Source organism: Glaesserella parasuis, from assembly GCF_017352235.1.
GTDB lineage: Bacteria > Pseudomonadota > Gammaproteobacteria > Enterobacterales > Pasteurellaceae > Glaesserella > Glaesserella parasuis.
Genome location: NZ_CP071487.1, coordinates 1,162,517 through 1,184,359 on the forward strand (window position 1 = coordinate 1,162,517; position 21,843 = coordinate 1,184,359).

The 21,843-nt window shown below is 40.0% G+C and carries 14 protein-coding genes; 12 read left to right on the forward strand and 2 right to left on the reverse strand.

What is annotated here, in order from left to right; genetic code table 11:
• Window positions 1-53: 53 nt before the first annotated feature.
• Window positions 54-2,459 carry a TonB-dependent receptor gene (locus J1G47_RS05850; RefSeq protein ID WP_234924147.1) on the reverse strand — a complete coding sequence of 802 codons (2,406 nt, stop codon included), beginning with the start codon at window positions 2,457-2,459 and terminating at the stop codon, window positions 54-56.
• A gap of 185 nt (window positions 2,460-2,644) precedes the next feature.
• Between J1G47_RS05850 and ppx the strand changes: the two genes are divergently transcribed.
• From ppx to aroA, 3 genes are all read left to right on the forward strand, one after another.
• Window positions 2,645-4,144, forward strand: coding sequence for an exopolyphosphatase (ppx, locus tag J1G47_RS05855; protein ID WP_021109485.1), 1,500 nt, complete (start codon window positions 2,645-2,647; stop codon window positions 4,142-4,144).
• Window positions 4,145-4,304: 160 nt separating this feature from the next.
• Window positions 4,305-6,944: a phosphoenolpyruvate carboxylase gene (gene ppc, locus J1G47_RS05860; protein ID WP_044009001.1), complete on the forward strand. Its 2,640-nt coding sequence runs from the start codon at window positions 4,305-4,307 to the stop codon at window positions 6,942-6,944.
• Between the two features lie 91 nt (window positions 6,945-7,035).
• On the forward strand, window positions 7,036-8,349 hold the full coding sequence (gene aroA / locus J1G47_RS05865; protein ID WP_160413223.1) for a 3-phosphoshikimate 1-carboxyvinyltransferase: 1,314 nt from the start codon (window positions 7,036-7,038) through the stop codon (window positions 8,347-8,349).
• 154 nt (window positions 8,350-8,503) lie between these two features.
• Here the strand turns inward: aroA and cspD are convergent, their stop codons facing one another.
• Complete coding sequence (cspD, locus tag J1G47_RS05870) at window positions 8,504-8,713, reverse strand: cold shock domain-containing protein CspD (protein WP_005712476.1); 210 nt, start codon at window positions 8,711-8,713, stop codon at window positions 8,504-8,506.
• Between the two features lie 205 nt (window positions 8,714-8,918).
• Here cspD and bcp point away from each other — a divergent pair, with 205 nt between their 5' ends.
• The 9 genes from bcp to J1G47_RS05915 all read left to right on the forward strand — a co-directional run bounded on the left by bcp (window position 8,919) and on the right by J1G47_RS05915 (window position 21,834).
• Window positions 8,919-9,398 (forward strand): thioredoxin-dependent thiol peroxidase, encoded by a 480-nt coding sequence (gene bcp / locus J1G47_RS05875; RefSeq protein ID WP_010786792.1) that lies wholly within the window; start codon window positions 8,919-8,921, stop codon window positions 9,396-9,398.
• The gene (gene gmhB, locus J1G47_RS05880; protein ID WP_005712477.1) at window positions 9,388-9,957 is read left to right on the forward strand and encodes a D-glycero-beta-D-manno-heptose 1,7-bisphosphate 7-phosphatase; all 570 of its coding nucleotides are present in this window, start codon (window positions 9,388-9,390) and stop codon (window positions 9,955-9,957) included. The genes bcp and gmhB overlap by 11 nt, the downstream gene beginning before the upstream one ends.
• 133 nt (window positions 9,958-10,090) lie before the next feature.
• A complete protein-coding gene (gene hpt / locus J1G47_RS05885) occupies window positions 10,091-10,630 on the forward strand; it encodes a hypoxanthine phosphoribosyltransferase (RefSeq protein ID WP_012621694.1) in 540 nt (179 codons plus the stop codon).
• Between the two features lie 92 nt (window positions 10,631-10,722).
• Entirely contained in the window at window positions 10,723-12,798 is a 2,076-nt protein-coding gene (locus J1G47_RS05890) for a transglycosylase SLT domain-containing protein (RefSeq protein WP_207326495.1), read from the forward strand.
• Between the two features lie 89 nt (window positions 12,799-12,887).
• On the forward strand, window positions 12,888-13,430 hold the full coding sequence (locus J1G47_RS05895) for a hypothetical protein (RefSeq protein ID WP_012621696.1): 543 nt from the start codon (window positions 12,888-12,890) through the stop codon (window positions 13,428-13,430).
• The gene (locus tag J1G47_RS05900; protein WP_026917062.1) at window positions 13,430-14,317 is read left to right on the forward strand and encodes a cation diffusion facilitator family transporter; all 888 of its coding nucleotides are present in this window, start codon (window positions 13,430-13,432) and stop codon (window positions 14,315-14,317) included. The genes J1G47_RS05895 and J1G47_RS05900 overlap by 1 nt, the downstream gene beginning before the upstream one ends.
• Before the next feature lie 265 nt (window positions 14,318-14,582).
• On the forward strand, window positions 14,583-15,569 hold the full coding sequence (locus J1G47_RS05905; protein ID WP_005714908.1) for an IS110 family RNA-guided transposase: 987 nt from the start codon (window positions 14,583-14,585) through the stop codon (window positions 15,567-15,569).
• A 499-nt stretch (window positions 15,570-16,068) separates the two neighbouring features.
• A complete protein-coding gene (gene menC, locus J1G47_RS05910) occupies window positions 16,069-17,055 on the forward strand; it encodes an o-succinylbenzoate synthase (RefSeq protein ID WP_207326496.1) in 987 nt (328 codons plus the stop codon).
• A 288-nt stretch (window positions 17,056-17,343) separates the two neighbouring features.
• Window positions 17,344-21,834 (forward strand): YadA-like family protein, encoded by a 4,491-nt coding sequence (locus J1G47_RS05915; protein ID WP_207326497.1) that lies wholly within the window; start codon window positions 17,344-17,346, stop codon window positions 21,832-21,834.
• Window positions 21,835-21,843 lie beyond the last annotated feature (9 nt).

Sequence of the window (21,843 nt, forward strand, 5' to 3'; positions counted from 1 at the left end):
CCCAGTCCCTACGAAAAGTTATAATTTATGTAAGTGCTACATAATGTTAGGTTTTAGAAACTAAGATCTAAGCCTAAGATAAAATTTCTGCCTATTTGTGGTACATAGGGGTGATAAGAGTTGTGAATGTAAACGGCTTGATTTAACAAGTTATTTCCCGTCAAACTAACGGTATATTCCACACCTTTTATTTGTTTGCGGTAATTTAAACTCGCATTGAGTAATTGATAGCCTTTTGTTGAACTTTCTAATTTGGAGACTTTATTTTGTGTAAAGACTTTCATCCATTCAACTGAACCTGAGAGGTAGTCTGTCAATTGTGCGTTAAATCTTGCCCCTAAACGTATAGGCGGTAGACGTGGCGAAACACGATCTGCCTGTTTAATCATCTCTTTGCCTAAGTAAGGACGATAGTATTGGTCTTCTGGTTCATCATATTCAGGATCGTAATCAGGATTAAGAATTGGCTCTCCATAGACATCATTTAATCCTTTTATGTCGGGTAGCTGTTTTAATTTTCCTTTTACCATATCGCCAAATACACTGAATTGATAATCAGGCGTAAAACGGTAGTTAATAATGCCTTCAAGTCCATAAAATGTGGCTTTAGCTTGATTATAACGGCGCATAAAGAGGTTATTAGAGCGATATAATGTTTCATTGTAGATATAATTATCAAAATTATTGTAATAGGTTGATAATTTGTAATCTAATTTTTCTGTATGGTAGCCCAAACCTAATTCAAAATTATTGGAAATCTCTTTTTTTAGATCTTTGTTTCCATATTCAAACGAGTTTGTTGCCAAATGTTGTCCGTGATAATAAAGCTCCATCGGAGTTGGTAAACGTTCATTATGGGAAGCTGTAAACGAGAGCTGATAGTCTGGGTGGAAAAACCAATTAAATGCCCCAGTATAGGAGATGGCTTTTTCATCATAATCAGATAAATCAGGATCAACCTGTTTACCATAAGTCCTCTCATTGAATTTTTGTTGTTTTTGAATCTTAGCTAAATCATAGTCAATATGAATATTCTGCTTTTCAGTTCGCAATCCTAATTCAATCGCAAAGTTATCCCAAGCGTATTGTTCCAAAGCAAATAAGCTAATTTGCTTGTTGCGATTATCCACTAAAGGCCATTGAACTTCACGGTTGCTTGGTGTATTAGCGCTGCTTTGCAGGGTTTGATACTGTACGCCAAACATTCCAGTTAAGCCACCAATTGGCGTATGAAAAAACTCCAAGCGGGCATTTTTGCCTTGATTTTTGAAAATATTGACGGGTTTACCAAAATCTTTGCTCTTATCTACTCGGTTTGGGTTGATTGTATCGCCTGATTTTCCTGCGTCTTTTTCATCGTGATAGTAATCTGTTTGAGCATAACTTAGCTGAATTTTATCCAACATCGGCAAAGGTTGTTTAATCTCTCCCTTTATATCAATTCGTTTAGAGTGTAAATCTACCCAAGGTCCAATATGGGTATGATCGTGGTCGTGTCCATAAGGGTGATCGTGGCTATGGCTTGGATCGAGATCGTAGTCTGTACCACAATGAAAGTGAGGATTTTCTGTGACCATTTCATCACTCATTAAATGGGGATAAAGATTGGTATAAGAATGCTTTCCTTGCAATCTCATATCGTAAATATGGGCAATACAAGTATCAAATTTATGATTATGCCCAGGTAATCCATATCTGTCTTTACGCTGATTATAAGACGCTCCGAGATAACCTTTTTCACCAATAAAAGATAAACCAATAGTTCCTACTTTTGATTGATGATAAGTATCTGGCACATAATTTAATGTTTCACCTAGTTTAATTTGTGGCACTTTATAATTTTGCGATTGACGATCTAACCCTTCAAGTCGTAAAGCTAAATGTTTCCCAATTCCAATGGTTGTACCTAGTGCATACACTTTCTCTTTGCTTGCCGTATCAAATCGACTGGAAAGTGTCACTTCATAACCTTTTTTAGGCATTTTATTTGGAATACGTTGATCAACGATATTCACAATTCCAGCGGGAGAGCTACTTGCATAAAGCAATGTTGAAGCACCGCGTAAAATTTCCACTTGATTAGCAAGTAGAGTATCTGCAGTGATAGCGTGATCGGGAGAAATATTTGACATATCAACAACATCAGCATTATTTTGCAAAATCTTAACTCGAACACCTTCTTGCCCTCGAATAATTGGGGCGCTTGCTCCACCTCCAAATGGGGTACTATGTACGCCTAATTCACTAGATAGAGCATTCCCTAATGTTGCAGAACGATTTTTGAATTTCTCTCCATCAATAATAGCATCACTTACTTTTAGAAAACTTACCGAATTTCCCTCAGGAACTTTTCCCATTACAGAAATTTCATCAAGTTCAAGCTGCTCTGCATTAATACCTAAGCAGCATAGTAATAAGCTAAATGCTAAGCTAAATGCTGTTGTTCTGTTGTTGATCATTACCTCTCCTTTTAAAGCCATAAAAAAATAATGGGATAATGTAACAAAAAGACAAAAACGGATCAATAACCTCAAATTAATAATGGGTATATAACTTAAAAAATGAAAAAATAATTGTTCAGTACCACGATTTTGAATGAAAAAGTGATACACTTTGCTTTGAATTATTCTATTTGGGGTGCTTTATGTCGGAAATGCCTTCACGCGAATTTGCTGCGATTGATTTAGGCTCAAACAGTTTTCATATGATTGTTGCAAGGATTGTTAATGGCTCAATCCAAATCCTTTCTCGTATTAAACGTCGTGTACGTTTAGCAGAAGGATTGGACGAGCATCGCCACTTAAATCAAGAAGCTATAGACAGAGGCGTTGCTTGTTTAGCACTCTTTGCTGAACGTTTAAAAGGGTTCTCGCCTGAAAATGTGAAAGTCGTAGGAACTTACACATTACGCAGGGCATTAAACAATCAAGATTTTTTAACACAAGCACAACAAGTATTCCCATTTCCGATTAAAATTATCTCAGGGCAAGAAGAAGCACGCTTAATCTATTCAGGGGTAAGTCATACACAACCAGAAAAAGAGCGTAAATTTGTGGTTGATATTGGTGGTGGTTCGACAGAAATGACGATAGGGGATGGCTTCACTCCATTACGAGCAGAAAGTCGTCATATGGGCTGTGTGAGTTTTGCAAAACGTTTTTTCCCTGCTGGTGAACTAACTCAAGCACGTTTTGAACAGGCATATCAAACAGCGATGGAAAAAATCGATGATTTGGCGTGGGAATATCGTGAGTTAGGTTGGCAACACGTTCTAGGCTCTTCAGGAACAATTAAAACCGTGAGCAAGGTGTTGATTGCAAATGGCTATCGAGATGGATTAATTACAGAAGCACGTTTACAAACCTTAATTGATCGTTGTTTAGCATTTCATTCACTCAAAGAAATTCAGCTCAAAGGATTATTGGAAGAGCGTGCCGATGTCTTAGTGCCAGGGCTTGCCATTTTACTGGCGTTATTTCACACCTTCCATATTCAATCAATGCGATATTCCGATGGGGCATTGCGTGAAGGAATCTTATATGGTGTTGAGAGCGGATTCCAAGTTGGAGATATTCGACAACGGACAGCAAAAGCCCTCGCAGAACAATTTAATATCGATCAACATCAAGCAGAACGCATAAAAGACACCGCATTACGTTTGTTTGATCAAGTGACCGCTTGGAAAAATAAACGTCAAATACAGGAATTACGAGAAATCTTACAATGGGCAAGTTTATTGCACGAAGTCGGTATTTCAATTAACCACAACGGTGTTCACCGCCATTCTGCGTATATTATTGCAAACCGAGATTTACCAGGCTTCGACTCTGAACAACAAACTTTGTTAGCCACATTAATGCGTTATCACCTCAAAGGATTTAAACGACACGATCTCAAAATTGCAAGTCGCTTTCAGCACCCTGATATTTTAACCTTATTACGCATATTCCGCTTGGCAGTGTTACTAAATCGTTCACGTCAGGCAACGAATATTCCAATGGAACTTAATTTATCTATCCAAAATTCATCGTGGCATTTATCCTTTGATAAAGTATTCTTGGCGCAGAATCCTTTGATATTGGCGGACTTGCTTGATGAGGCTAGGTATTTACAAGCAGTTAATTTGACGATTGATTTTAGCTAAAAGCACCTTATTAAATTTATTATTATGCTATTAAAGTAAAAATTGAGTAAAAATAAAATTTTCTTATTTATTTCATAAAAAAAACTAAATACCATTGCCATTTGCTCTCTTTTTCGGTATATCTACACCCAGTTAATTTTTATCGAAAAGAGGACATTTTATGAGCCAAATTTATGAATCCATGCGTAGTAATATTCATATGTTGGGAGATTTTTTGGGCGAAACGATTCGCGATGCCCAAGGGAATGAAATTTTAGATTTAATTGAAAATATTCGTATATTGTCTCGTGCATCACGCTCAGGTGATGAAAAATCACGTGAGCAACTTCTTGATATTCTTGCCAATATTTCAAACGAAGATGTTATCCCTGTTGCTCGTGCCTTTAGCCAATTTTTAAACTTAACGAACATTGCAGAGCAATATCACACGATTTCTCGTCACAATAAAGATGCAGCGTTAGGTGAACGCTCTATGGGTGCTTTATTTACTCGCTTAAAAGCGCAAAATGTGCCTGCTGAAAAAGTAATTGCGACCGTTGAAAAACTGTTGATTGATTTAGTGCTAACCGCTCACCCAACAGAAGTTACTCGCCGTTCTTTAGTGCATAAACACGTTGAAATTAATCGCTGTTTAAGCCGCTTGGAACACGATGATTTAACCGATGCAGAAACCACAAAACTTAAACGTCGTTTGATGCAATTAATTGCGTTAGCTTGGCATACCAATGAAATCCGTACTCAACGCCCGACCCCTGTTGATGAAGCAAAATGGGGTATGGCGGTAATTGAAAATAGCCTTTGGAAAGCGGTACCTGAATTTTGTCGTCAATTAAATTTCCATTTAGAGAAAAACTTTGGTGTTCAGTACCCTGTTGGGCTTGCACCTGTGCGTTTTTCTTCTTGGATGGGTGGTGACCGTGATGGTAACCCGTTTGTTACCGCAGAAACGACACGCAAAGTGTTGCGTATGAACCGTTATAAAGCAGCCGAGCTTTTCCTTGAAGATATTAAATCATTAGCCGACGAGCTTTCTGTTATTCACGCAACAGATGCCTTCCGTGCAAAATATGGCGATCATTTAGAGCCATATCGTGTGGTGGTGAAAGATCTGCGTGCCAAACTTATCAAAACCTTAGCTTATTATGATGAACTCTTGCAAGATAAACCGCTTACCATTAGCCGTGATGAAATCTTAACCGATGACGAGCAACTTTGGGAACCGCTCTACGACTGTTATCAATCACTACATCAATGCGGAATGCGTATTATCGCTAACGGTGGCTTATTAGATTGCTTACGCCGTATTCGTTGTTTTGGTTTAGGTTTATCTCGTTTAGATATTCGTCAAGAAAGTACTCGTCACGAAATGGCGATTGCGGAAATTACACGTTATATCGGTTTAGGGGATTATTCACAATGGACGGAAGATGATAAACAAGCTTTCCTTGTGCGTGAATTAAGCTCTCGCCGACCGCTTGTCCCAACCAACTGGACACCAAGCCCTGAAACCAAAGAGATTTTAGATACCTGTAAAGTGGTTGCCGAACAGCCTGAAGGTGTGATCTCTGCCTATGTGATTTCTATGGCACGTGAAGCCTCTGATGTACTAGCGGTTCATTTACTTTTAAAAGAAGCAGGTTGCAAAACTACTATTCCTGTTTCACCGCTATTTGAAACCTTAGACGACCTCGATCATTGCGAGAAAGTGATGACAGATCTCTTTAATATCGGCTGGTATCGTGGTGTTATCAACAACAAACAGATGGTAATGATCGGCTATTCTGACTCAGCAAAAGATGCCGGTATGTTAGCCGCTTCTTGGGCACAATATCGTGCGCAAGAAGCATTAGTTAATCTGAGTGAGAAATACAATGTGGAATTAACTTTATTCCACGGTCGTGGCGGTACAATCGGTCGTGGTGGTGCACCAGCTCACGCTGCATTACTTTCACAGCCACCTCGCTCACTCAAAAATGGCTTGCGTGTAACAGAACAAGGGGAAATGATCCGCTTTAAACTGGGTTTACCTGCCGTTGCCGTATCAAGCCTAGACTTATACGCCAGTGCGATTTTAGAAGCCAACCTTTGCCCGCCGCCAGAACCAAAACAAGAATGGCGTGATATTATGGACAAAGGCTCAGAAATATCTTGTGACATCTATCGTGGCATTGTGCGTGGCGAACCTGATTTTGTGCCGTATTTCCGTGCAGCAACACCAGAACAAGAACTGTCAAAACTACCGCTTGGTTCACGCCCTGCAAAACGTAATCCAAATGGTGGCGTAGAAAGTTTGCGTGCAATTCCGTGGATCTTTGCGTGGATGCAAAACCGCTTGATGTTGCCTGCGTGGTTGGGGGCAGGTCAAGCCTTACAACAGTTGATTGAACAAGGTAATGAAGTGCTATTAAAAGAAATGTGTACCGAATGGCCGTTCTTCTCAACCCGTATCGGCATGTTAGAGATGGTCTTCAGTAAAGCGGATTTATGGCTTGCGGAACATTACGATCAACGTCTTGTGCCACAACATTTACACCGTCTAGGCAATACCTTACGCAATCAGCTTGCAGCGGACATCAACACCGTTCTCTCGCTTGCTCACGAAGGGCAATTAATGGCGGATTTACCTTGGGTTGCAGAATCTATTGCTCTGCGTAACGTTTACACTGACCCACTTAACTTACTTCAAGTTGAGTTGCTTCACCGCTTACGTGCTGAGGGCGAAAATCCAAATCCAGCCCTAGAGCAAGCGTTGATGATTACTATCACAGGTATTGCGGCAGGTATGCGTAATACGGGGTAGGGGAGTATATTCTGGATTACAACCTCTTAGTGAATTCTAAGAGGTTGTTTTTTAGATATTATAAAAACTATTTAATTATTGGGATTTCATTATGGAAAAATTAACACTAAATCCTATCGCTCGTGTTGAGGGCGAAATTAATTTACCGGGTTCAAAAAGCCTTTCAAATCGTGCGTTGTTGTTGGCAGCCTTGGCACAGGGGACAACGCAGGTAACAAATTTATTGGATAGCGATGATATTCGCCATATGCTCAATGCCTTGAAAGCCCTTGGGGTGAATTATCAGCTTTCTGATGATAAAACCGTTTGTACCGTTGAGGGCGTGGGCGGTGCGTTTCAGTGGCAAAATGGTTTGTCGCTGTTTTTAGGTAATGCAGGCACCGCAATGCGTCCTTTAACAGCAGCACTTTGTTTGAAAGGTGAGCAAGAGGCTGAGGTGATTTTAACGGGCGAGCCGCGTATGAAAGAGCGTCCGATTAAACATTTGGTTGATGCGTTATTGCAAGCGGGAGCTTCCGTGCAATATCTTGAAAATGAAGGCTATCCGCCGATTGCGATTCGTAATTCGGGGATTCAAGGTGGCAAAATTCAGATTGATGGTTCGATTTCTTCGCAATTTTTGACCGCACTTTTGATGTCTGCTCCCCTTGCCTCCGGCGATATGGAAATTGAGATTGTCGGTGAGTTGGTCTCCAAGCCTTATATTGATATTACCCTTGCGATGATGAAAGATTTTGGCGTGACGGTGTCGCACAATAACTATCAGACTATCTTTGTGAAAGGTAATCAGCATTATGTTTCTCCGCAAAAATATTTGGTTGAGGGCGATGCGTCCTCTGCCTCTTATTTCTTAGCCGCAGGGGCAATTAAGGGGAAAGTGAAAGTGACGGGGATTGGTAAAAATTCCATTCAAGGCGACCGCTTGTTTGCGGATGTGCTTGAGAAAATGGGCGCGAAAATCACTTGGGGCGAAGATTTTATCCAAGCAGAGCAGGGGGAGCTTAAAGGCATTGATATGGATATGAACCATATTCCTGATGCGGCAATGACGATTGCAACTACCGCTCTTTTTGCTGAGGGTGAAACCGTTATTCGTAATATTTATAACTGGCGTGTGAAGGAAACGGATCGCTTGACAGCAATGGCAACAGAGTTGCGTAAAGTTGGGGCGGAAGTGGAAGAAGGGGAAGATTTTATCCGTATTCAACCGCTTGCGTTAGATAAGTTCCAGCACGCTGAAATCGCAACCTACAACGATCACCGTATGGCGATGTGTTTCTCTTTGGTGGCGTTGTCAAATACGTCGGTGACGATTTTAGATCCGAAATGTACGGCAAAAACTTTCCCGACGTATTTTGATGAATTTGGGAAGATGTATTGTAATTTTAGTAGGGAAGAAAAATAATCTTATTGGGATTGAGGCTATTTTAAACAAGCATTAAGAGGATTCAAAAGACGGGTACTGTCTACCTGTTAAGGTTTTAATTACTATTTTTGTCTATTATGCCAAAGTCTTTATTAAGGGTAACAAATTAGGGGCTAAAGTAGCCCCTAAGAAATTATTCAGTAATTGGTACAATGCGTACAGCTGAAGCTCCCTTATCTCCATGAGTGAACTCAAAATGAACTTTTTGTCCCATTTTTAAAGAGCGGTAGCCTTCTCCTTCAATAACTGAAAAGTGAGCAAAAATATCACCTTCATATGAGTCCGAAGTGATAAATCCGAATCCTTTGGCGTTGTTAAACCATTTTACAATACCAACTTCCATAATAATGTTTCTCCCTTGGTTAGATTATGATGTAAATTTTAGTCAAATATGTAAAATGCGCAATAGGAAAAATTAAATTTTACGACATAGATCACAAATTTTTATTTAAAACCGAATTGTGAAAATCTTCCTATGCTTAATATTTTAGTGCATATTTAGAATATGATATACTTATTGCCTCTATAATGGGCTAAAAGGAATAATAATGGATACATTAAAGGTGGGCGATACTGTACCATCATTCTCTCTATTAGATCAAAATTTTAATTGGGTAACTCTAGATCAATTTCCAAACAAAAAATTTCTAATTTATTTTTATCCTAAAGCATTAACACCAGGTTGTACATCACAAGCATGTGGTTTACGTGATAGCAAGGAAGAACTTGATTCTTTAAATGTGATGGTTCTGGGCATTAGTCCTGATTCGCCAGAAAAGCTAGCAAAATTTCTTGAGAAGAATAGTTTGAATTTTATTCTATTGTCGGATGTGGATCATAAGGTAGCAGAAGCATTTGGCGTGTGGGGAAAGAAAAAATTTTTAGGAAAAAGTTATGATGGGGTTCACCGAATTAGTTTTTTAGTGGATGAGTATGGCAAAATTATGTCTGTATTTAATAAATTTAAAACAAAAGAACATCACCAGTTGGTAATTAACTTTTTAAAAGGAAATAGTGATGGCGAATAAAGCTATTTTTCTAGATCGAGATGGTACAATTAATATTGATCATGGCTATGTACATAATATTGATGATTTCAGGTTTATTAAAGGTGTTGGCCATGCATTAAAGCAATTACAAGATAAAGGATATATGCTAGTGATAGTGACTAACCAATCTGGAATTGCTAGAGGCTATTTTAGTGAAGCACAATTTCATCAATTGACAGAATGGATGGATTGGTCATTAGATGAAGACTATGGTGTGGTATTGGACGGTATTTATTATTGTCCTCATCATCCTGAAGGAATTGGTAATTATAAAAAGGCTTGTGATTGTCGTAAGCCAAAAGCTGGTTTATTGCTACAAGCTATTTCTGATCTGGATATTGATCCTTCAAAATCTATCATGGTAGGAGATAAATTAGAGGACATATTAGCTGCAAAGAACGCTGGGGTGAAAGTGAAAATATTGGTTCGGACAGGTAAACCAATTACACCTGAAGGTGAATTAAACGCTGATTATGTTATTGATAGTGTTGCTGATTTACCTAAATTCATAGATGGCCATGTAGATGAAATGATGTAGTGAACACATTTAAATGTTGATTAATCTTAAAAGGAGAATAGGTAGTTTTATTTAATCAAAGAATATTGAGGTATAATGGCATTTGATACATCATATTGTATTTTTAAATAGTATATAGATAAAAGGTTTGTTTATGAAAAAACATCACATTGAAACTATGATATCTTCTCAAGAAGTTCAAAACCGCATTACTGAGTTAGCAGAACAGATTAATCAACATTACCAACATAAAAATAGCCAGAGTCTGGTTGTTGTTGGACTGTTGAGAGGATCTTTTATGTTTATGGCTGATTTGGTGCGTAAGTTAAATTTACCTGTCGAGGTCGATTTTTTAACGGCATCAAGTTATGGATTAAGTACAGAATCGAGCAGAGATGTGAAAATCTTGAAGGATTTGGATAGTGAAATTCAAGGCAAAGATGTATTAATTGTAGAAGATATTATTGATACTGGTTTTACCCTTAACAAAGTGCATGATATTTTAAATTTGCGCGAACCTTCCTCACTTGCGATTTGTACTTTATTAGATAAGCCTTCTCGTCGAGAAGTGGATGTACCAGTAGAATGGGTTGGCTTTGCTATCCCTGATGAGTTTGTGGTGGGATATGGTATTGATTATGCACAGCATTATCGTAATTTAGATTACATTGCGAAAGTGATTATTGATGAATAAGAAGTGAAACTTTCAATTAAATTAACCGCTTGTTGATATAAACTTCAAGCGGTTTTTAATTTCTAATTGGGCTTTAGTATCTAGGAGAGTTTATGGGGAAAAAAATATTATTTGTTTATTTGGCGATGTGTTTATCTGCTTGGGCTACGCAGTCTCAGTCATCTCCAGAAATTGAGAAACTAAAATTACAATGGCAGAACGAGCAACAACATATCTACCGTCAATTGGAAAAGCAAAGAGTAAATTTTTTGCTGCTTGAGACTTTATTACGAGAGATGGAACGAGAGGGAAAATTTTCTAATGCGATATTTGAGCGAGTGGTGCATTTAGAGGCAATGTTGCTTGATTACCCTCTGATTGAAGAGATAAAATGGGCTATATTAAATACTAAACTAAAATTGAACGCTATTTCGCAAGAAGAAATTCTGCACTTTATCAAGCAATATCCGCATATCGCAAAACGCAATAAGCTGGAACAGTTCCCGATAGAAATGTGGTACAAACAGCAAAAATGGTCAGAGCTTCTAGCCTATAGCGACAAAGTCGGTGAGCTAAGCGTTGCTAATCAATGTCGAGTGTGGGCGGTTCAATATCAAAGCCAAGCAGATAAATTACAGTTAAATCCAGAAGCGGCACAAGCAAATAATCTGGCTCAACCTTTATCGCCTGAGTTAGCTCAGCTTTTAGCAAAGTTTGATGATTTTTGGATCAATAACGGCTCATTGCCCTCTGACTGTGCGAATTTGGAAGCCTTCTGGCGAGATCAGGGGTTAAAAACCGAAGATAAAGTGAAGCAAAAAGCGGTCAAATTATGGATAACAAATGCAAAAGCGGAGTTAAGCCAGTTAGCGTTAAATAACCAAGATGTCGAGTTAGGAAAATGGCTTGCCGATTTACAAAAACTCTTGTCTGAGCCGAATTATTTGCAACATTTTATTGCGAAACAACCGCTTAACGATCTCAATAAACAGCTTGTATTGCACGCTTTCCCCAAATTTCTCAAAACCTTGCCTGAACAAATGCAAAATGTGGATTTTGCCCCATATCAAACTTGGGCAGAGCAGTGGCAACTCAGCGAAAATCAAGTGCGTGAATGGAAAATCCAGTTTCTACAACGCTTTTTTGATAACACCTCTTCCCCGTTCCAGCAGTGGCGAGATGCACAGTTAGCCGAATTAAAAGAGGACAGTTTAACCGAACGCCGCTTGCGAACGGCGATTTGGCAGAAAAGCGATTTAAATAGATGGTTAGCACTATTAAGCCCAGAAACCAGAGCCAAAGCGGAATGGCGTTATTGGTTAGCCAAAAGCCAGCCGGCACAACAAGCGGCTATTTTCCAGCAACTTGCCACAGAGCGAGGATTTTATCCTATGTTGGCGGCTCAAGCCCTAGGGCAGCCTTATCAGCCCGTATTGCCGGCGATTAACAAATTAACAGAACAACAAACCCTTAAATTTAAGCCTCAGCTTGACCGCATTGCAGAGTTAAGGGCGTTAAAACGGCTGAGTGCTGCTAAAATTGCTTGGGTAGATTTACTGCAAGCGGCGAGTTTTGACGAAAAAATTGCATTGAGCGACTTTGCTTTGCAACAAGATTGGTTTGATTTAGCCGTTGAAGGAACCATTCAGGCAAAAGCGTGGGATTATTTATCGCTACGTCTGCCAAATGCTTATTCGGATTGGTTTGAACTCAATTTACAGCATAAAAAAATCACTAAAACCTTTGCAATGGCAATCGCTCGCCAAGAGAGTGCGTGGAATGCTCAAGCACGTTCGCACGCAAATGCAATAGGGTTAATGCAGTTATTGCCAACCACCGCAAGCCAAACAGCCAAAGCAAATCAACTGAGCTACACAGGCGAAAAAGATTTACTCGACCCTTTTAAAAACATTATGTTGGGGACAACCCATTTAGCAGAGTTAAATGAAACCTACCCAAATAACCGAATTTTAATTGCAGCGGCATATAATGCAGGGCCTCACCGAGTGAGCCGTTGGTTAGAACGTGCAAACGGCACTTTGGCGATGGACGAATTTATTGCCTCCATTCCTTTTGTAGAAACAAGGGGATATGTGCAAAATGTGTTAGCTTACGACTATTATTATCAGTTTTTGTATAATAAAACATTAGTTTTATTTACGAGAGATGAAAGAGAAAGAAGATATTAACTCTTTAATGAATAAAAAGAATAATGAAAAGTTTTATTGGAATACTTTAACTAAAGTCTATTTTACATATGAGGAACAATAGCGTGACAATGTTACGAAAATCCTTTTTTTTACCGCTATTTTTAACGGGCTGCGTGGTAACACCACCGCAATTTTCGATACCTGAACAGGTCAATTTTCAAGGTAAAACCTACCAAAAAGTGACCCAAAATCAGCTTGATGAAATGCAACAATCGCTTTTTTTACTCAAAGAAAGCTCGAAAGATCCGAATAACTGGCAACAAGGCATATTGTTGTTTACCGATAAAAACAGCCAACAAAAAAGTCTTGCTGATAGGGTAGAGTTACGTCAGCAAACCTTCGCTAAACAGTCTGATACCAAAGCGAAAGTAGCGATTGTTGGTGACGAGCTACAAAGCCAAGTGCTTTATCCACCGACAGAACGTTTCAATGATTATCAGCTAGAAGTCACTCGTGGACGAAATTCTCAGTGTGGCTACAGCCAAATGCAGTTCTCAGACAAGCGGTCAGTTTCTGCAAAAAATTTGCAAAATCCAACCGCTTATATTAAAGAGCTTCAACAAATGGCGTGGCAGTTTTCGCAATTAGCGTGGCAAATTGAGTGCAAATAATGGAAAAACAGTATAACCAATATGTAAAACGGGCGGCGAACTTTGCAGTAATTGTCGCTGCCACCTTAATTATTGCAAAGGCGTTTGCGTGGTGGCAGACAGGATCGATGGCGATTTTAGCGGCGATGACGGACTCGTTAGTGGATTTGTTCGCCTCTTTAACCAATATGCTCGTGTTACGTTTTGCTTTACAGCCGGCCGATGATGATCACACCTTCGGACACGGCAAAGCGGAATCCCTTGCCGCCCTTGCTCAAAGTGCCTTTATCACTGGTTCTGCAACATTCTTATTGCTACAAGGTATTCAACGTTTAACCGAACCACAATTAGTACAAAGCAGTGAATTAGGCGTTGCGATTAGCTTGTTCTCCATTGTTCTCACTGCAGCATTAGTTTGGTATCAGAAAAAAGTGGTAAAGCTCACCCAAAGCCCAGCGATTGAAGCCGATTCGTTACATTATCAGACGGATCTCTATATGAATGCGGCAATTCTTGTGGCAATGATTTTAAATATCTACGGCGTAATTTATGCTGATGCACTATTTGCCATTGGCATTGCCCTTTATATTCTGTTTAATGCTGCCAAAATGTGTTGGGAAGCGGTGCAATCTTTGTTGGATAAAGCCTTACCTCAAGAAGAAGTCGATCAAATTTGGGCGATTGCTTTACAACACCCTCGCATTATCGGCATACACGATGTCAAAACTCGCAGAGCAGGGGCAATTCGCTTTATTCAGCTACATTTAGAACTGGACGATCATCTGCCTTTGGTTGTGGCACACGATATTACCGACAGTCTTGAACAGAAAATATTGGCAGCCTTTCCCCATTCGGAAGTGATTATCCACCAAGAGCCGACGACGATTGTCAAACAAGAAAGAAGATAATTTGTAGGGGCAAATTACATTTGCCCCAGATATTACCGATGATTTTGGGGCTAATATAATTAGCCCCTTGTATTAGAATATGGGCAAAAGAAAACCCCATTACGAGTACCTTCATAATGGGGTTATAGAGAAAGTAGAGTTGCTTCGCCCCTTGTGCCATTAAGCACGTAGTGTAGATATAAGCCTACTTTCTCATCCACTATCACCCCGAATGGTATCTCAGGCACGTTTTCCGTAGCCCGCATTCACAAGGTTTGGAGGTCAAATGGATAACCCATTATATTACGTTGGCATTGATATTGCCAAAGCTAAATTTGATGTTGCCATTAAATTACAAAATGGCAAACATAAGCATAAAGTGTTTAAAAATAATCCAGAAGGATTTCAATCACTTATGCAATGGCTCAATACATTTGGTGAAACTTTTCACTGCGTGATGGAAGCCACCAATATTTATCACGAAGCTTTGGCAGATTTTCTGTTCCAACAGCAAATCACCGTTAGCGTGATTAACCCTAAATGCAGTGCAAATTTCACGAAAACCGATAATTTACGCTCTAAAACCGACAAAATCGACGCAAAAATGCTTGCTGATTATGCCGATGAAAAGCGTCATAAATTACCGATTTATCAGCCAATTTCACCTGCTCAACGGGAATTGTTGCGTAAAAATCGCCAACTTGACCACCTGAAAAAACAGTTGGCACAAGAAAAAACACGGCTAACAATGTTGCTTGACAGCGATTGCATTGCTTCAACACAGCAGATGATTGCCTTCATCAAAGCGCAAATTAAGGCTTTGGAAAAAACAATTAAACAGTGCATTAATGCAGATAATACATTGAAAAACAATGTAAAATTACTTTGCACTATTCCTGCTATTGGCTTTGCAACCGCCGTTCAACTGATTGCCCATTTAGGTGATGGAAATCGTTTTAAAAACGCGAAAGCAGCCGCCACTTTTGCAGGTTTAACCCCGATGATTAAAAGTTCGGGGAAAAGTTTAAATACCGTTATTGGTATTTCAAAAATCGGGCAATCCGACATTCGTAAGGCACTCTTTTGCCCTGCAATGAACTTTGCCTTTGGCAGCTACAAAAACAGCGTATATCGCTCGTTTGTGCTGCGATTGCTTGAATGCGGCAAACCTAAAATGGTGATTATCACGGCTTTAATGCGTAAATTAGTCACTATTGCACAGGCTGTTTTGCAAAAACAGACAGCATTTAATTTAGACACATTTATGAAATAAAATTTGTTGTGTCTTATGGTATCTACGTGTATGAAGGATTTCTATAAGTGATTATCCACCAAGAGCCGACGACGATTGTAAAACAGGAAAGAAGATAATTTGTAGGGGCAAATTACATTTGCCCCAGATATTACCGATGATTTTGGGGCTAATATAATTAGCCCCTACGTGTATGAAGGATTTCTATAAGTGATTATCCACCAAGAGCCAACGACGATTGTAAAACAGGAAAGAAGATAATTTGTAGGGGAAAATTACATTTGCCCCAGATATTACCGATGATTTTGGGGCTAATGTAATTAGCCCCTACGTGTATGAAGGATTTCTATGTACCAAGCCTTAGCCCAAGCGGAAGAAGCTGGCGTGGTTTTTGAGTATTAAGCGGTGTAATTTGAATGTTTTTTCGGTATTATGTATTAGCTACGTAAATATCTCAGTCCTTTTGAACCGAGGGCTGAGAGTAATTTGTTGTCTGAATATAAATACAAAGTTAACCCCGATGAAAACCGCTCAACTTTACCGTTATTCCTTACCTGTTGAAACAGGCATTATCTTACGTAACCGCCGTTTAAAACAACGAGATGGTTTGATTATTCATTTGAAACATGCTGACAAAGAAGGCTGGGGGGAAATCGCCCCATTGCCTGAATTTAGCCAAGAAACCTTAGCAGAGGCGGAAATTGCAGTTCGCCAATGGATTGAAAAGTGGCTAAATCATCAAGACGATTCTTTAACATCCTATCCACCGTCCGTTGCATTTGGGGTCAGCAGTGCCTTAGCAGAACTCAATGAAACATTAAGCGAAGAAGCCAACTTTCAAACTGTGCCACTCTGTTATGGCGACCCAGATGAACTTTATGCAGAATTGAACCAAATGCAAGGGGAAAAAATCGCCAAAATTAAAGTAGGGTTATATGAAGCTAATCGAGATGGGCTTATTGCGGATATGTTTTTAGAAGCGATTCCCGATTTAAAATTGCGGCTTGATGCTAATCGCTCATGGACGCTAGAAAAGGCGTTGCTTTTTGCAAGTAAAATTTCCCCTGAACGCAAAAAGCGCATTCAGTTTTTAGAGGAACCCTGCAAAACTCCAGAACTTTCACGTCAGTTTGCTGAACAGACAGGGATAAATATCGCTTGGGATGAAACAGTACGAGAGCCTGATTTTTTGGTAAAAAAAGAGCCAAATCTAACCGCTATTGTGATTAAGCCAACGCTCGTTGGTTCCCTTGAAAAATGTATTTCACTCATTGAACAGGCTCATCAGCAAGGTTTAATTGCTGTGATAAGTTCAAGTATTGAATCTAGTCTTGGGCTTACGCAACTTACTCGCTTTGCGACTCAATATACTCCAAACACTTTGGCTGGTTTAGATACTTTAGATTTAATGAAAGTACAGTTATTGCGGGAGTGGAATAATTCAACTTTACCGATAGTGCATTTAAATAGCCCGTATATTTTGGGATTAGACGACAATGTTAAGTAGGCTATGTGATAATGATTAAATAGCAGCCTGTTCAAGAGACGATGCGATGTAAAATATCCCATCTAAATCACCGCTTTCATCAGATTTCCCGCCTATTATTTCTAACTTTTTTAATAATTGACAATAAAAGTTGAAAAATGCTTGTTATTTTATTCTTTATTTTATGTAAATGTTGTTTTTTTTTTACAATGGAGTGGGGACATCTGTACACCCTGAAAATGTAAATAAAAGTTTATGATGCTTTATTAGGAAAAGCGTTAGAGAAGAAGATTATTATGGAAAGTTATTATGAATAAAATATTTAGAGTTATTTGGAGTCATGCTCAACAGGCTTGGGTGGTTGTGTCTGAGTTAGTAAAGTCTTATACCAAAACATCCACTTACACGGATAAAAGAGCTCAAGTATGCACCTCAGATTATTTTTTAGATAAACAGCAAGATAAATTTAAATTAAGTCTTTTAAGTCTAGTATTACTAGGTATATTTTTTAGTCCAGTAGGTTTAGCAGCAACTGCTAGCACAAGTAACGAAAAACCATATTTTCTAGATGGTGCTAGTGCATCGACTTCAGGATCTGACAACGGTACTATTGGTATTGGTAAAGAGAGTAAGGCTGCGCATGGTGCTATTGCTATCGGTCAGAAGTCAAAAGCTGAAGGTAGGCATAATATTGCGATAGGTTATGATGCAAATGCAGGAGAAAAGAACAACTCTATTGCGATAGGCAACAATACTGTAGTAAATGAGACTGAAGCAGTTGCTATCGGGAGTGCTTCAAAAGCGGGAAAGGGATCTGTTGTCTTAGGCAGACAAGCCAGTGCGGCAAATATTGAACAAGCAGTTGTAATAGGTCACTCTGCTACTGCAAGTAAGGCAAAATCTATTGTTATCGGGGCAAATGCCAAAGCGGAGGGGTATGGCTCCATATCAATCGGTGGAGATGATTTAAAAACAACGAAATATCAACCTGATGATACAGTCCAAGGCCAAGTCCAATCCCAAGACCAATCCCAAACACCAAAAATAACAACTGCGAGTGGTGGAGCCTCTATTGCTATTGGGGGTGGTTCTTTGGCTAAGGGCGAAGGATCTATTGTTTTAGGTCCTTTAGCATCTGCAAGTAAAGATGAAGGCATTGCTATCGGTGCGAATAGTAAGTCTACCAATGAGTACGGTATTGCGGTTGGTGGTAGTGCAACTGCTAATGGAAACTACGCCGTTGCTCTTGGTTGGAACTCGAAAGGTGTTGGGACAGATTCCATTGCGATAGGTAAGTCTGCGACAACAGCAGGGGCATCTTCTGTTGTTGTGGGTGCCCATATCGGTGTGACAGGTCAAAACTTAGTGGCAGTTGGAAGCCTAGCAAGTGCTGAAAGTCATGCTACTGCCTTGGGTTATAAAGCCTCTGCCGGTGGTATGAGCTCTGTTGCTGTGGGTGATAATGCCAAAACAAATGGTAGTGCTGCTAGAGCAACCGCACTTGGTCATAATACCGTTGTCACCGTGGGTGGCGGTGTGGCATTAGGTTATGGATCTAATGCAAGTACAGCTGGCGGTGTAGAGGGGTTAAAACAAACTCATTCTGTCACAACGGGAGAAAGCACTGAAGCTAACGGCTTTAAATCAACACAAAGTGTTGATAATAATGCTATTGGTGCGGTTTCTGTCGGTGGAGGCTCAGGTAATAAACTCATCAAACGCCAAATCACCAACGTTGCTGCAGGTAAAGAATTAACCGATGCAGTAAACGTGGCACAGCTTAAATCGCTTACAATGCAAATTGGTGGTGATAGCAACGCAAATAACCCTAAAGTAGGGATTTGGGATGGCAAACTTGAAGTTAAGGGCACTAATAATGAAATCAAGACCAATGCGTCTGGCTCAACCATCACAATAAGTTTAGATCAAGACGTTAAGACTAAACTGGCTCAGATTGCCGATAAAATGTCATCCTTTAAGATTAAAACGAATAACACTGAAGCTACAATTCAGAATGGAAATACGATCCAGTTTACTGCAGGAAGTAATATTAAATTAGAACAAACGGGCGGAAATATTACGATTTCTACGATTGGTAAGTTAATTAAAGAGACTAAAATAGTAGATGGTAATTTGCAAATTACTTATACGGATGGCTCCCATGATACTATTACTAAGGGGAAAGACGGTAAAAATGGTGAGAAAGGTGATAGAGGGGAACAAGGCCCTCCAGGGCCTAGAGGCGAAGCTGGTCCTGCTGGAGCAACAGGACCACAAGGTCCAGCAGGACCACAAGGACCTACGGGTCCAGCAGGGGCTAATGGTGTGAAAATTACTCCAGATGCGACTACGACCACAAAAACTGAAGGTGCAGGTGCAGATACGAAAGTAACTACTGCAACAGCAGGTGCTGACGGTACAAGCATTGTTCAGAAAGATACAAATAATCAACCATTGAAATCTGCGGATTATAAACTTGATGGCACAACGGTTAAAGCCAAAGATGCAGAAGGTAATAACTTAACAACAACCGTTAAAGCAGATGGCGTAACGGCAACGGATAAAGACTCTAAAAATACTGTCAATGCAGATGGTATGACTGTTGGTCCGAAAGACGAAAATCAAACGGATAAATCAGCTGCGACTTATGGCAGAGATGGTGTAACGGTTAAAGGAAATGACGGTGCAGATGCAATTGCCTTAACTAGCAAAGAAGGTCAAGATGGTAAAACAACTAACACCTTGGCACTTAAAGGCGAAAATGGCAAAGATGCAGTAAGCATTACTTCGGGGGCAGATGGCACAGCACCAGAAATTAGCTTTGCTAAAAATGGTGAGGGTACGGATGCTAAAGGCACGGGCTCTATCACTGGCTTAAAAGATGTTGAACGTAATCCAGACGGCACGGCGAAAGACAGAACGGCTGCAGCGAATACGGGTTATGTCGATGATCGCTTAAAAGAAATCAACGATCGAAAACCGTTTGAGTACTTTGAGAAAGATTCTGTAACAGGCGAAGTAAAAACTGAAACTGTAAATGGTAAACAAGTACCAGTTACGCTTGTTCGAGGAAAAGATGGTAAATTCTATAAAGAGAGTGACTTAAAAGGGAAAGTTTTCGATCCTGCAACAAATACATATAAAAATGCAGATGGTAGACCTGCAACATTAACTGAGGTTGCTTCAAATAATGTTACTGTTCAAGCAATGCCATCTGATGCAAGCAATACACCAATTGCGATGAGCAATGTGGGAAGTGGTTTAGGTTTGAAAGATGATGCTGAATCAAATAAAACGGCACTTACCCCTACAGATGCACAAAAAGCTATTGCTGGTGATAACAAAGACGGTAAAGGCGGCTTATTGGCTCAAACGGGTAATGCGTTAAATAATGTAGCGACAGTGAAAGATTTACAAGCCATTGCACAAGCGGGCTTAGACTTGACGGGTAACAACGCCGATACCACTGTACATCGTCCATTGGGTACGAAGTTAACCGTTGAGGGTGAAGGCAAATGGAATGGTAAGGACTCAGCGGCTAATAACCTTTATGTGGAAGCGCAAGTGGCAGATAACAAACTTGTTGTGAAAATGAACAGGGATTTAACGAACTTAAATTCTGTGACTTTAGGCACTGCGACAATGACTGGTGATAAGAATACAATCAACCTTACTGGTGCAGGAGAGAAAGTCGAGGAAGAGTTTGTTAAATGGGACCCAGTGACTAAACAACCTATTCTTGATGAGAATGGCAATCTCCAGAAATATAAAGAGAAAGTTGATCCCCGTGTGAAACTGAGTGGTATTGCTGATGGTGATATTTCACCAAATAGTACTGATGCAGTGAATGGTCGCCAAGTTTATGTTTTAACCAATCGTATCAGGTTCTTCCACACCAATGATGGTCATAATGCAGAGGAGCAAATTAACCATAAGTCGAATACAGTGGACTCTCGTGCAACAGGTTCATACTCTACTGCAGTTGGTTACAAAGCTCACGCGAAAGGGGAGAGTTCTGTTGCTTTAGGTAACGGGGCTACAGCTGGAGAGCAAGGCGTGGCTATTGGTCACGGTGCTGTGGCGTCAGGTAAACAATCTATTTCGATTGGTACCGGCAATGTGGTGAGTGGTAATAACTCAGGTGCTATTGGTGACCCTAATACAATTAAAGCAGATCGCTCTTATGCATTAGGTAATAATAACCAAGTGAATGCAGGTCAATCTGATGTGTTTGTTGTCGGTAACAACGTGAAAAACACAACCAGCAACTCGGTATTCTTGGGAACAAACTCAGGCTATGTGGCAGCAGGTGCAACCACTGCGGGGGCAGGTGCTTTAGAAAGCCAAGTAACAGGCGGCGTGTATAACGCTTACGCAGGTGGCAAAGCTACTGAAGTGAAAGGCGTGGTGAGCGTGGGTAATGTAAACAGCGATGGTACAATGGAAACTCGCCGTATTCAAAACGTTGCACCTGGTTTAATCTCTGAGCAAAGTACCGATGCGATTAATGGTAGCCAGTTGTATAATGTTGCACATAGATTGGGTGCGAAGTTAGAGAGAGAAGGGCGTCAACTTCGTGCGGGTATTGCTGCAACAACGGCTATGAGCAATATTCCACAAGTGACTTTACCAGGTAAAAGCACATTGGGTGCTGGTATTGGTACTTTCGAGGGACAAAATGCAGTTGCTGTTGGATTCTCAAGAATGTCTGATAATGGTCGTGTGATTCTTAAAGTTTCTGCAGGTGCAACTTCGCAAGGCAAATACAATGCTGGTGCAGGTATTGCATTACAGTGGTAAGATATTAAA

Coding starts and splice junctions, on each gene's coding strand:
- cspD (WP_005712476.1), bottom strand. CDS start 8,713: ATGGAAGTTGGTATTGTAAAATGGTTTAACAACGCCAAAGGATTCGGA.
- J1G47_RS05850 (WP_234924147.1), bottom strand. CDS start 2,459: ATGATCAACAACAGAACAACAGCATTTAGCTTAGCATTTAGCTTATTA.
- ppc (WP_044009001.1), top strand. CDS start 4,305: ATGAGCCAAATTTATGAATCCATGCGTAGTAATATTCATATGTTGGGA.
- gmhB (WP_005712477.1), top strand. CDS start 9,388: ATGGCGAATAAAGCTATTTTTCTAGATCGAGATGGTACAATTAATATT.
- J1G47_RS05895 (WP_012621696.1), top strand. CDS start 12,888: ATGTTACGAAAATCCTTTTTTTTACCGCTATTTTTAACGGGCTGCGTG.
- J1G47_RS05890 (WP_207326495.1), top strand. CDS start 10,723: ATGGGGAAAAAAATATTATTTGTTTATTTGGCGATGTGTTTATCTGCT.
- J1G47_RS05900 (WP_026917062.1), top strand. CDS start 13,430: ATGGAAAAACAGTATAACCAATATGTAAAACGGGCGGCGAACTTTGCA.
- J1G47_RS05905 (WP_005714908.1), top strand. CDS start 14,583: ATGGATAACCCATTATATTACGTTGGCATTGATATTGCCAAAGCTAAA.
- hpt (WP_012621694.1), top strand. CDS start 10,091: ATGAAAAAACATCACATTGAAACTATGATATCTTCTCAAGAAGTTCAA.
- bcp (WP_010786792.1), top strand. CDS start 8,919: ATGGATACATTAAAGGTGGGCGATACTGTACCATCATTCTCTCTATTA.
- aroA (WP_160413223.1), top strand. CDS start 7,036: ATGGAAAAATTAACACTAAATCCTATCGCTCGTGTTGAGGGCGAAATT.
- ppx (WP_021109485.1), top strand. CDS start 2,645: ATGTCGGAAATGCCTTCACGCGAATTTGCTGCGATTGATTTAGGCTCA.
- J1G47_RS05915 (WP_207326497.1), top strand. CDS start 17,344: ATGAATAAAATATTTAGAGTTATTTGGAGTCATGCTCAACAGGCTTGG.
- menC (WP_207326496.1), top strand. CDS start 16,069: ATGAAAACCGCTCAACTTTACCGTTATTCCTTACCTGTTGAAACAGGC.